At 42.2% G+C, this 11,957-nt stretch carries 15 protein-coding genes and 1 pseudogene; 8 read left to right on the top strand and 8 right to left on the bottom strand.

The features are described from left to right. Window positions 1-111: 111 nt before the first annotated feature. From tatA to KJ365_RS02815, 7 genes and pseudogenes are all read left to right on the top strand, one after another. Window positions 112-348 (top strand): Sec-independent protein translocase subunit TatA, encoded by a 237-nt coding sequence (tatA, locus tag KJ365_RS02845; protein ID WP_214450123.1) that lies wholly within the window; start codon window positions 112-114, stop codon window positions 346-348. Window positions 349-352: 4 nt separating this feature from the next. Continuing rightward, window positions 353-649 (top strand): annotated as a pseudogene (gene tatB / locus KJ365_RS02840) (Sec-independent protein translocase protein TatB); the annotation flags it as partial. Between the two features lie 94 nt (window positions 650-743). Beyond that, on the top strand, window positions 744-1,499 hold the full coding sequence (gene tatC, locus KJ365_RS02835; protein WP_214450121.1) for a twin-arginine translocase subunit TatC: 756 nt from the start codon (window positions 744-746) through the stop codon (window positions 1,497-1,499). Continuing rightward, window positions 1,496-2,026 (top strand): hypothetical protein, encoded by a 531-nt coding sequence (locus tag KJ365_RS02830; RefSeq protein ID WP_214450120.1) that lies wholly within the window; start codon window positions 1,496-1,498, stop codon window positions 2,024-2,026. Before tatC ends, KJ365_RS02830 begins: the two co-directional genes overlap by 4 nt. 3 nt (window positions 2,027-2,029) lie before the next feature. Continuing rightward, entirely contained in the window at window positions 2,030-2,809 is a 780-nt protein-coding gene (locus KJ365_RS02825) for a TatD family hydrolase (RefSeq protein WP_214450119.1), read from the top strand. Between the two features lie 9 nt (window positions 2,810-2,818). Then, on the top strand, window positions 2,819-4,732 hold the full coding sequence (locus KJ365_RS02820) for a sensor domain-containing diguanylate cyclase (protein ID WP_214450118.1): 1,914 nt from the start codon (window positions 2,819-2,821) through the stop codon (window positions 4,730-4,732). A gap of 13 nt (window positions 4,733-4,745) precedes the next feature. Next, window positions 4,746-5,309 carry a gamma-glutamylcyclotransferase gene (locus KJ365_RS02815; RefSeq protein ID WP_214450117.1) on the top strand — a complete coding sequence of 188 codons (564 nt, stop codon included), beginning with the start codon at window positions 4,746-4,748 and terminating at the stop codon, window positions 5,307-5,309. Window positions 5,310-5,340: 31 nt separating this feature from the next. Here KJ365_RS02815 and KJ365_RS02810 read toward each other — a convergent pair whose 3' ends face one another. From KJ365_RS02810 to KJ365_RS02775, 8 genes are all read right to left on the bottom strand, one after another. Further along, on the bottom strand, window positions 5,341-5,724 hold the full coding sequence (locus KJ365_RS02810; RefSeq protein ID WP_214450116.1) for a VOC family protein: 384 nt from the start codon (window positions 5,722-5,724) through the stop codon (window positions 5,341-5,343). Window positions 5,725-5,752: 28 nt separating this feature from the next. Next, the gene (locus KJ365_RS02805; protein WP_214450115.1) at window positions 5,753-6,076 is read right to left on the bottom strand and encodes a hypothetical protein; all 324 of its coding nucleotides are present in this window, start codon (window positions 6,074-6,076) and stop codon (window positions 5,753-5,755) included. A 238-nt stretch (window positions 6,077-6,314) separates the two neighbouring features. After that, window positions 6,315-6,857: a hypothetical protein gene (locus KJ365_RS02800; RefSeq protein ID WP_214450114.1), complete on the bottom strand. Its 543-nt coding sequence runs from the start codon at window positions 6,855-6,857 to the stop codon at window positions 6,315-6,317. 70 nt (window positions 6,858-6,927) lie between these two features. Continuing rightward, the gene (locus KJ365_RS02795; protein WP_214450113.1) at window positions 6,928-7,473 is read right to left on the bottom strand and encodes a hypothetical protein; all 546 of its coding nucleotides are present in this window, start codon (window positions 7,471-7,473) and stop codon (window positions 6,928-6,930) included. 333 nt (window positions 7,474-7,806) lie between these two features. Beyond that, window positions 7,807-8,295: a helix-turn-helix domain-containing protein gene (locus tag KJ365_RS02790; RefSeq protein ID WP_214450112.1), complete on the bottom strand. Its 489-nt coding sequence runs from the start codon at window positions 8,293-8,295 to the stop codon at window positions 7,807-7,809. 235 nt (window positions 8,296-8,530) lie between these two features. After that, a complete protein-coding gene (locus KJ365_RS02785; RefSeq protein ID WP_214450111.1) occupies window positions 8,531-9,076 on the bottom strand; it encodes a DUF7010 family protein in 546 nt (181 codons plus the stop codon). Between the two features lie 333 nt (window positions 9,077-9,409). Next, complete coding sequence (locus KJ365_RS02780) at window positions 9,410-9,730, bottom strand: energy transducer TonB (RefSeq protein ID WP_214450110.1); 321 nt, start codon at window positions 9,728-9,730, stop codon at window positions 9,410-9,412. 122 nt (window positions 9,731-9,852) lie between these two features. Next, a complete protein-coding gene (locus KJ365_RS02775) occupies window positions 9,853-10,284 on the bottom strand; it encodes an Imm32 family immunity protein (protein WP_214450109.1) in 432 nt (143 codons plus the stop codon). Window positions 10,285-10,454: 170 nt separating this feature from the next. On the opposite strand from KJ365_RS02775, the gene KJ365_RS02770 reads away from it, so the two are divergent. Further along, window positions 10,455-11,504 (top strand): IS110 family RNA-guided transposase, encoded by a 1,050-nt coding sequence (locus KJ365_RS02770; RefSeq protein ID WP_214449666.1) that lies wholly within the window; start codon window positions 10,455-10,457, stop codon window positions 11,502-11,504. Window positions 11,505-11,957 lie beyond the last annotated feature (453 nt).

The following is an 11,957-nucleotide window of genomic DNA, read 5'->3' as shown; positions in this document are numbered from 1 at the left end:
ATTTTGTATGATGCTTCTCTTTAACCAATGGTATACTTCAACTATATTACGGGTATAGCGTAAAGGTGTTGTTCATCAAAGCGATACCACGAACTTGATAGAGGATTTGTTATGGGCGGAATTAGTATTTGGCAAGTGGTTATCATATTGCTGATTGTGGTTTTATTGTTTGGTACAAAAAAACTACGTAACGTTGGCTCAGATTTAGGCGGCGCGTTAAAGGGCTTTAAAAAGGCCATGAATGATGATGAAGACAAAAAAGACGCGGATTTTGCGCCAGTAGAAGATAAGTCTGACGCTACTGCAAGCACAACCCAAACCAAAGAAAAAGCAGAGTCAAAAGACTAACCTTATGTTTGATATCGGCTTCTGGGAGCTTTTAATTATTGGCATCGTCGCGTTGGTCGTTATTGGGCCCGAACGCTTGCCTTCGTTTATGCGAGCTACCGCGGATACCATAAAAAGCGTTAAAAATATGGCAAACGGCTTTAAGCAGGAAGTCTCCGAGCAATTAAAAACGCATGAATTGCACGAAAACTTGAAAAAAGCTGAGCAGATGGGCATGGATAACATCGGCGGTGATATCAAGCGCAGCGTTGATGAATTAAAAGCCGCCGCAGCATCTGTACAGCGCCCATATCAAAATCAAGCTGTAAGTGACCCAAACAAACAACTCAATGTGGATGATGCCCCAGCGTCAAAGGCGATTGAGGCAACCGATTCAACTGCAAAAACGCCCAAAGATGACTGAGCAAAGCACATTTATATCCCATCTTATTGAGTTAAGAACACGCATTTTACGTGCACTAATAGCGGTGCTTGTGGTGTTTGTATGTTTGTTTTATTTCGCTCAAGACATCTATGCCTATGTTGCCGACCCATTAGTTGCAGCAATGCCAGAAGGGGCAAGCATGATTGCCACCGACGTTGCATCACCCTTTTTGGCGCCATTTAAACTGACCTTAGTGCTCTCATTTTTTATTGCCATCCCCGTGGTTTTATATCAAATATGGGGGTTTATTGCCCCAGGCTTATATAAAAACGAAAAGAAACTGGTTGCACCGCTGTTAATTAGCAGCACGCTGTTGTTTTATGCGGGTATGGCCTTTGCGTACTTTGTCGTGTTCCCACTCGCATTTATGTTTTTCAACAGTGTTGCCCCTGAGGGGGTGCTTATCAGCACCGATATATCAAGCTATCTGAACTTTGTGCTTAAACTCTTTTTTGCGTTTGGGATCGCCTTTGAAATACCCGTAGCCATCATCTTAATGTGCTGGACAGGGATCACAACGCCCGACAATCTGAGAAAAAAACGCCCATACGTCATTGTTGGGGTATTTGTGGTGGGCATGTTGCTCACGCCGCCTGATGTTATCTCTCAAACCTTGTTGGCTGTGCCGATGTGGTTGTTGTTTGAAATTGGAGTGATCGTTGGGGCGTTTTATACTCGCAAACCGAGTGACGTAGAAGAAACCTCGCAAATGGAGTCAGATAAATGAAGATAGCGTGCTTAATTGGTGGATTAACGTTGCTTATTGCCGCGCCTATTTTTGCATCGCCGAGTGAGCAAGCCATTCAAACATGCAAAAGTATAGGCGAAGCCAGTCAGAGACTTGCCTGCTACGACGCGCTTTTTCAAGATGTCGCCGAAGTACTCGAGTCTACGCCCAGGACACCCGCTCAAGAAACCGTGAGCGCTGAACTTACCCAAACACCAGAAGCAATCGAAATACCTGAAATAAGTGAACAAGCGCAAATAGAGGAATTTGGCGGGGGTCACTTAAAGAAAAATAGTCCAGACGATGAGCTCGAGCAAATCTCAAGTAGTATCGTATCTATTACCCAAAATAATGCAGGAAGAGACATCGTCACTCTAGCAAATGGTCAACGCTGGCGTGCAATAGAAAACCATCGTTTGCGTTTGCGAGAAGCGTCGGTTGTGTATATTAAACGAGGCGCTTTTAATTCATTCATCTTGCAACTCGAAGGCAGTAATCGTAGCGTGCGAGTTAGAAGGATAAATTAGGTCATGCTTTTTGATGCGGGTGTAAATCTCCTAGACTCGCGTTTTGACTGTCAGCAGATACTTGACGAGTCGTTAGCTCATCATGTGTCAGATATATTGGTGATTTCGAGCGATATCACAGAATCGCAAAATGCAGTGGCCCTCAAAGAAAAATATCGTGAACACTCCCTTTCACTTCATGTCACCGCTGGCGTTCATCCTCACTACGCTGAACATGCTACTGAGCATGATTGGCAAACGCTAGAAGCCTTAATTGAGCAACACTCTATTGCTGCAATAGGTGAATGTGGATTAGATTTTAATCGCAACTTCTCCACCCCCGAAAAACAAATCTCGGCTTTTGATAGGCAGCTTCAAATAGCTGTCAGTCTCAATAAAGGTGTTTATCTGCATGAACGAGACGCCTTTGAAAAACAAATTAGTATGCTCACGCCCGTGTGCGCATCGCTGCCGTTTATGGTAGCCCATTGCTTTACCGGTGACGCTCACTCGATGCGTACCTATCTAGATATGGGATGCTATATTGGCATTACTGGCTGGGTGTGTGATGATAAACGTGGTCAAGATTTACAGGCTGCAGTACAAGATTTACCGCTATCGCGTTTATTGCTTGAGACCGATGCCCCATATTTGTTTCCTAAGACCGTTAGGCCGAGGGCAAAAAACAACGCACCGAAGTACCTGCATGCTGTGGCCGAAAAAGTAGCGGAACTTAAGCAGGTGCCGATACAAGAGGTATACGAAAGCGCGTATAGCAACGCGCGCAAATTATTTAACCCATGAGATGTCGATATGCAGTCAGGTCAGCTGATACCTACAGATAGACGCTATTGGATTACAGCGATAATATCGCTGTTTGTCATCTGCATGTTGGCGTTTACGGTATCATTGAGCACGATTGCACAAAAGATGAGCCTACCTTTCAGTGCTACCTACGTCACCGATTCATCCGAGACAATCACAGGCGAGCTACCCGCTGATATCACACAGCAGTTCCCAGATGCGATATGGAAGCCTTTGATAAACGACAATCTAGGGCTGTCTAACGATACTCACTGGATACGAGTCAGTTTAGATTCAATCAAGCCTGGCTCCCAATATCTGCTGGAGGCAAATTATAGCCTTATAGATGAGATAGATGTGTGGGTCTTTAATGCTGACGTCAATGGCGCAATAGATATCTCTGAGCCATTAGCGACATATTCAACAGGCGATATGCGCAGTTTCGACCAACGTGTGATCAAGCACGAGCAGTTTTTGTTCCCTATCGCTGGCGATAATGAACACATGCTCATTGTGCTTCGGGTGCAAAGTGATGGCCCAATCAAATTGCCCATTCGGGTTTGGCAATATGCAGATTTCATTAGTTACAACAGCGCGCACCAATTATTCTTAGGACTGTTTTTTGGCTACATGTTGGCCATGGCATTAAGTAATTTGTTTTTGTTTGCCACCACGCGCAACAAGATCTTTGCGGTTTATGCGGGTTATGTCATTGGGTTAGCACTTGTTATAGCGGCTCTACAAGGCGTTGGGTTTAGGTTCTTTTGGCCCGACAGCCCATGGTTTCAGCAAAAGGGCTTAATGCTGTTTGCCTGTGTCACATTGGCACTGGTGATCGTGTTTTCAATACAAGTTTTAGATTTGAAGCGCAACAGTCCGCGCGCATATCTACTGCTCAGTATCGCCAAATTCATATATGTTGGAGTATTCGCACTGGCGTTTGTTCTCCCCTATACGCCTTTGCTTATAACGGTATTGATCATGATGGCCATCACGTCGCCGGTCATTTTGCTTGCGAGCCTATATTTGGCAATACAGGGAAATTCGATTGCTCGCTATTTTTCCGCTGCTTGGTTGGTCGTTTTATTTTCAGGTGTTGTATTAACCACCGAAAATTTGGGCGTGTATAACTTGCCCTTAAATGCTAACTATCTGCTCATGGTTGGTGCGATTGCCGAAACTATTTTACTTTCTTTGGCGCTTGCCATCCGCTTTAGTACGCAGTTTGAGGAAACTGAGCGGGCCAAAACACTTGCTTTAGAAAACGAGCGCCAAGCTATGGCGGCAAAAGATGAGCTATTAAAAGTGCAAGAAGCTTCGCAGCAGGATTTAGAGTATAGAGTAGAAGAGCGTACCCTCGAGCTTGAAATTGCGATGCGGGAGCTTTCTGAGGCCAATCAAGAACTAGAGCGAATGAGCGCAATTGACCCACTCACCGGGTTGATGAATCGCCGCTATTTCGATAAACGCTTACTTGCAGAAGCGCGTCGCAGCCGCCGTGAACACAGGCAGTTAACCTTAGCGATGCTGGATATCGATTTTTTCAAAAAAATTAACGACAACTACGGTCACCCTGCAGGCGATGAGTGTTTGCGCGTATTTTCACAATTACTACAAACACATATCAAACGTCCCAGTGACGTGATTTGTCGTTACGGTGGCGAAGAGTTTGTGGTTATTTTACCTGCTACCGAAATCGACGGGGCAACGGTATTGATGGAGCGTGTGCGAGACGCGCTGGAGCAAACTGTTGTGGAGTTTGAGGGGGAGAAAATCAAAATGACGGTGAGTATTGGTGTTACCGCTCGCGTGATTACGAGTGATGATCAGAAAGAAGGTTTACTCGGCTTTGCCGATCAGCTGCTTTATAAAGCCAAACAAAACGGCCGTAATCGCGTTATCGCAGAAACCTTCGACGAGTGATATCAAAGATTTTATGAGTCACGACACCCAAGCGCTTAACAAACAGAGACAAAACCTAGCAAGCTACGACGAGATTTGGTTGTTTGGATATGGTTCGCTTATCTACAAAGTCGACTTCCCTTTTATTGATAGCGCCCCTGCATATATCGAGCATTTTACGAGACGGTTTTGGCAGGGCAGTCATGATCATCGCGGTACACCAGAGGCGCCGGGCAGGGTAGCAACATTAATAGCGACTCCCAATGAGACTTGTTTTGGAATGGCCTATCAGGTTAGTGAGGAAGTATTTGAGCATTTAGATCATCGCGAAAAAAATGGCTACCTACGACACGAAGTTAAGATTCAATTGGTCAACGGGAAAACGAAAACCGCATTGGTGTATTTGGGTGCGCCCGACAATGCGGCCTTTTTGGGAGATGCGAGCATAGAGAATATAGCGCATCAAATTTTCTATGCGACAGGGCCAAGTGGTGCTAACCGTGATTATGTGTTTGAACTGGCTAACGCACTACGTCATCACCAACAAGTAGATGAGCATGTGTTTGCAATTGAGGCGGCGCTGAATAGGTTGGCTTAAGACAGGCCTTAGGGGAGCGCATAAATGCAGTTTACAAGGGTTTATCCTCAATCATGAGCAAGTTGCCACAACCATCTTCAAACACGTTTTGAATCCCCCACTTTGGGTTATCTAATTCAGGGCGAAGTGTGATGCCTGCTGCTTGTAATCTTTCAAGTTCTTGCTCAGCATTGTTTGATGATAACCCCATTATGGGTAAATCTGCTTCAAACGCAGCTTTTTGATATGTTTCGGCAAAGCTGCCTTCGCAAGGCTCTAGCAATATAGCGGTTCCGTCTAAATCGTATGGAGATACAACAATTGCTAATTTAGCGTCGGGGGTAAATTCTTTAGATGCAAAGCCTAATTTGGTTGTGTAAATTTCATGCGCTTTAATGGGATCTTGCACAGGGATACTAACTAATGAGATTTTCAATCTGCTTTCCTCAAAGGTGCTTCAAAGTTTAAGTCGACACGTCGGTATCAGATAACACGGCAGGCAATCCTTTCCTAATTAGCTTGGCTTGCAATTGATGATTAATCGATAAATGCAAGAGCACCGAAACCGCAGACACGGCTACAGTAACGTATGATAAACCTTGAAAATACCAAACGACTATTACAACAGGTATAAATGAAATTAACAATGAGCCAAATAAATATAGCGCGCTGCGTCCCGACAACTTCATATTCACAAAGGCCTGCACTCTTGCTCGCTCTAACAGCTCAGCCTGCTGTTGTGGCGGTAGATGCGCTATTTCTGGAAACTTATTAATATATGATTTCATGACTTCTACAAAAAATGCCTCAATACAGAGCTAGTGCTATATGCATAATATGCATGTTACGCACGAAGAGGGCAACCCGCATAACGGCGCTCCAAAGCCCTTGATTTGTTGTCGATGTCTTTGTTTACGAGTTATTTTCATTGGTGAACCCAGCGACAAAGTTAGGGCCTGATAAGGATACTAGCAAACAAATAGATGCCATTAGCATAATGCGCAGTGGTGTTGCGACTTACATTGCTTATGGTGTGTTTTCACCTTTTATTTTAAGAAGCTGATTAACGACATCAGGTAGGCTCTGAAAAGCGTTATTCGCATATGCAATCACGAAGTATTCGCCTCTCATTTGATTGAAGCCCAACACTTTATTTGCTCTGGCCACATTACTAAAATACCCATTGGCTACCTGCTGAGGAATTTTTACCTCAATTGATAATCCATAAACACCACCATAGAGCTTTTCACGCTGAATATTGCCTACATGCTCCCAGCTTACATCAAGATTTGCAGATGCTTCACTTTGTGATGGAGACGATGGAAAGTGTATGCCGTCATCATCAGCTAAAAAGTACACCCAACCTTTCCAGTTTGACGGCTTTAAAGACACCAGCAAAAATACTAGACCCATAATGAACAAGGCATACTTCAATGCCGAGGGAGCATTACCCGCCCAAACATCGTAAGTCCAAAAACATAACAAAAATATGCCTGATATAAGAAAGTAAGCAAAGCATATCGCTTTTGCTCCCCATGCGGGTGTTTCGTATTTAAATACTCGATTCATTTATAAATAACACCCATGCGGCACAATAATGTGCAAGGCGGGCAGCCTAATGGTTGCTTGGCGAGCCCGATTAGGCGCGAGTATCTGCAATAACTCGCTTTTTTCTGGTGATCATTAACACGCCCAAAAGTGATGTAAGCACAAAATAAAGCGAGCCTGGCTCTGAGACTGTCACTGAATTTAACTGAAATGATGTTGTTTGGGCTATCCATACCCCAAAACTTGCTTGTGTACCATACTGAAAAGTAAGAGGTGATGGCTCGTTGAAATCAAATGCAACATAAAAATCGTTGTTTCCAGAAGCTAAAATACAGCTTACGCCGCAATCAACTCCTCCGAAAGCAAAAAAATCGCTATCAAAACTATCAAAACCGACTTCATTTGCATCGAATGAATATCCGTCAATTACCAGGCTTATATCAACTAATGAAACTATATTTGCTATTTGGTCCTCATATTCCCAAGTGATTGAACCTTGGATAAGATCCTGAGGAATTTCGGTTACGTTGGTACAGCAATTTTCAAAATCAGAGGCTTCAAATTGTAACGAAACTAGAGAGGCATTTGCAGATAAAGAGAAAGCTAAAATAAAGACAGAAAATACTACATTTTTCATTGATTAGTCCATTAGTTACGACGTTTTAATGTGTGGGTAGCCAGCCGTTTTGTTAAACGGCTGAGGCAGGTTAAAGGTTTTTATCTCTCGTCGCAACTAGAGCCCACATAATATTTTAAAACGTCTTCCATTGTTGTCGGTTTTTAGTTTTATCGCGGTTAGCAACCATACGATAAGAAGTGTTGGTACCCCTACAACTAATAAGAACCCCATTTATAAATCTCGTTTGACCCATGACGCGAATACTTTACGTCAGCTGCTTAGTATTATGGCAATGCTGGGTTTCTGGGTAAAAGTGCCCATACTATAAAATATTTAACCTCGTGTGACCTGTTAGTTGCCGCGTCCAGCCGAGTTTTTAAGTAACCTTTTACTATTAAAGTACTCTAAAGACACATTTAAGCCTAAGAATAAAAATCCAATAAAGAAACTTATTCCACCAAAATCAAGATACCTAAAGTTACCATTGATTTCATATTGTTGATTAAAATCAGCACCTTTTAATGTTGGTATAAGAATATCAACTATCCATAAACCAAAGAATACACTTGAGAAAGCGAAGGCAACAAGCCAAGCATATTTGCAAATAAACCTAAATGTAACATTCTCGATTTTTTGAGACGATTGCAATTCATCAGGAGTAACAACGAAAACTGACGCTAGTGCTTTGGTTGTTTCTAAAGATGCTGTGCCGCTTTTTTCAACACGTTGAATAGTTCTTACACTTAACCCGCTAGCTGATGCTAACTCTTCTTGACTCCAACAGTTGATAGCTCGTAATCTTTGTATTGTATTTTTATTTAACTTCACATCGTTACTCATAATTTGACCTAACCTCATTAGTTTTACATGAAAGGTCATAATAATTAATATCTATTGAAACAGTCCTGACAATTTCACGACTCTTTGCTGACATTCTACCGACAGCTTCATGACAAGCGCGGCTGCCAGATATATTTATAGGCAACCGCTTCAATAAGCGGCTTGTAATAGTTTGCCAAAATGTGAAGCAAAGCGCAGCCGAGCAAACTGTTACTCGTCCAACTATATTGCCTTGTTAGGGCTGTGCTGCTGTAGGTTTAGATACTTTAGTTTCTGAAAAAAGTAACCCAATCGTAATTAGATATACTGGAATCAATGCTAAAAAAGTATATTGATATGAGATCTCTTTACCCAGCAATGCAAACAAGCAGCCTAAGCTCGGCATCATAATACCTATAAAATAATAAGCCTTGCTTTTATACAGCCACCCATAGGGAATGAAATGAGATCCAAATAGAATAGCCATAGAAAATGGAACCCAAGCGGGTGCAATTTGAAAAACAAGAATAAAAATAGGCCAATAGAATATCTGAACACCAGCCAGAATTGCAGCAAGGTTAGAGAGCGGAGGCAATTTAACAAATGGATTAACTTTCAGTAACTTAGAAATAAACATAGCTATTGGAAATACTGCCCCTGTCACAATGAATACAGCGATTAAAGCTTGCCTCTCAGGTAGTAGATTAACTGCAACGGCCGCAAAAGTAATAATGAACAAGCCAGCCATGGGAAAACCAATCCCCTTTTTGGAAGCTAAAATTAATTTATCTCTATAACTCATTTTCTACTCCAAATTTGGCTTGTAGTCCTAACCTCATGTTACTGTGGCCTCAAGCGATAGCGAGTGAGTTTAGGTTTTTGTTATACGCCACTGCTTTTTACCTGAATAAATATCCGCCGAAAAATTAATACCGCGATACCTAGAATAAAGAATAGCAAACCAAATTTAAATTCTGGGTCGCTTTCAACTAATTTGTAATATCTATCTTCTGTTGGGGGGAGCAAAAAAAACAATTCAGTTAATTCGACAGGCAGAAGATCCCGAGACTTATATATCAGGCCGAGTAAAATAAATACTATTCCGCAAATGAGCAATGGTGTATCTAGCTTGTGATTAACTTTCATCTTCAATGTCAAACTGCAGTCTAACCTTCATATCTTTTTGAGCCACAGCGACCCCGTCTACAATTTTGGGTTGATACTTCCATTTTTCTAACGCATTGATCGCAGCTTTATCAAAGACACCTTGATGAGTAGATTTTATCACCTTGATATTAACAACAGTACCTGACTCAGTTATGTCAAATGAAAGTTCGACCCACCTTTCAGATGTCGGTGAATTCAATATATCTGCTTTTTTCGAGTCATCTAAACTAATGGCGTTACTTACGCTCGCAGACACGAGTAAAATCAGGCAAATAATCACTTTGAACATAATTAATCCTCCTTGAAAGTTAACTTTGAGCTAAGGGACAGTAACATTGCGCGAAAATGGCGAAGCCGCGCAATGTTACTGTCCCAGTGACCGAAGAGAACGCCTTAAGCGTTTTGTTAGCCCTATAACTGAGGGTCTTTCGAAGAAGGGTCAAAATTGTCTCTGTGTACTGTAAAAGTAATTTCATAATCTGTATTAAATGCATCTTTTGGTACTGTGACAGTTGCACCTTGACGACAATCGGAAACTTCTTTTTCGAAAAAGTTAGCAAAGCGCATCAATTGTTCCGGTTTTCCGCCAATATCACGTTTGTTAATTGAGAAGTCCTCTAGTGAAGTAAAGGTTAAATACCAGTGTGGCATTAAGTGTTCATGATCACCATATTCTCGATTTTCACTAGCGAATTTTCTTAGCAAGTTGCAAAGGTTAGAGAGTCCAGTTCTTGAACCATGTAATTCCCACTTTTCATTTGCTTGATCTGAAATGTAGTAGAAACCTAAATTTTTCCATTCTTCCCGAGTTAAATCCGCGATTTTGTCTGATAATTTATTCATTGTATGACAAGGGGCTAACACTTAGCTAAGGGGCACAAACATGGCGCTATACTCCGAAGGAGCGCCATGTTTGTGTCCCTCTTGAGCGCCTTGATACTCATTGAGTCTCCTCCTAATTAGCATAAACAAAGTTTATCCTAACAGGCGACAAAACCAACGGAGAAAACTCAATGAATTTCTATACTAATACACATCCTTACTATTGTGGAATTGATTTACACACCCGCCTACTTTATGTCTGCATTATTGATAATGAAAATAACGTTCTCGTCCATGAAAAAATTTCTGATTCGCCAGAGCAACTTATTCAGTTATTGACACCTTATCTCGGTAGTGTAGTAGTCGGCGTCGAGTGTATGCACTGTTGGTACTGGGTATCGGATTTTTGCGAACAGCACAACATTGACTTTATTCTTGGCCATGCGCTCTACATGAAAGCGATTCATGCAGGTAAAACTAAAAATGATAGAATCGATGCATTGAAGATCGCTAAACTCATGCGAGGAGGAAATTTCCCGCTTGCCCATGCTTACCCCAAAGAGCATCGCTCTATCAGGGATGCATTGAGAAGACGCACACATATTATGCGTATGAGTGCTCAACTCAAGGCTCATGTGTCCAGCACTGTTGGCCAATATAATTTACCTGCGCCTGAAACACGATTAAACCTACAAAACTCACCCGCCAGACAACATATGCACCACTTCTTTCCTGATGAGGCTGTGCAAAAAAGCATGGACTTAAATCTCAACATTATCGATACCATGGTGCACGAAATCTATAAAATCGAGCATTACGTCAAGCTCAAAGCGCAGATCAACAAGGGAAGTGACTTCCATATTCTAAGATCCTTTCCTGGTATTGGTAAGATTCTCGCCCTAACCATCTTATATGAAGTGGGTGATATACAGCGCTTTCCTCGTGTCCAACAATTTGCGTCATACGCACGACTCGTAAAATGCAAAGCCGAATCTGCAGGAAAGTCCTATGGCACTCAGGGCAATAAAATAGGTAATGCGCATTTGAAATGGGCATTCAGCGAAGCCGCCGTTCTGTACTTAAAAGGCAATGACAAAGCTAAGCGATACCTTGAAACGCTTCAGAAACGCATGAGCAAAGCTAAAGCGCTATCAGCTTTGGCACATAAAATAGGCCGCTGTGTTTATTTCATGCTCAAGAACCAACAGGTATTTAATGAAGATAAGTTTTTAAACGGGTAAGTCGCGCAGTGGCATGAGCTTCATCGTATAACTGGGAAAATGGCGAGTATCTTGTTATCGCACATCAATCTGCCCTAGCAGCATCGATAACTATACCAACTGACCTTAACCAATTCGCTTTGATTAGACATGCCACTGTTGCGCAACATAAACTTTTATCAGACTTTGCTTACACCTTCGCTGAGCCCGCCACTAACTGGTTCTACTAAGCCACTCAGCTTTGAATAGGACAGATGAAGGTTAACCGATGAATGTCTAGTGCCGTTGACCATCAGAAGGAACTGAAAAGTGCAACATTAAGAGCCTCTATATGTGTTTGACGTGAGCAATATGCTCAACATCGACCATGACAGACGAAGTAAACAAAACTGATGAAAGGAATTAGATTGCTCATAAAAAAATGAGCAATAGGTGTTCTTTTGTCATTGACAGACCGGAGGCTCATATGTGTTA

This window comes from Glaciecola sp. XM2, from assembly GCF_018595715.1.
GTDB lineage: Bacteria > Pseudomonadota > Gammaproteobacteria > Enterobacterales > Alteromonadaceae > Glaciecola.
The sequence above is the reverse complement of the archived record's forward strand: the minus strand, read 5'-3'. Positions and strand labels throughout refer to the sequence as shown.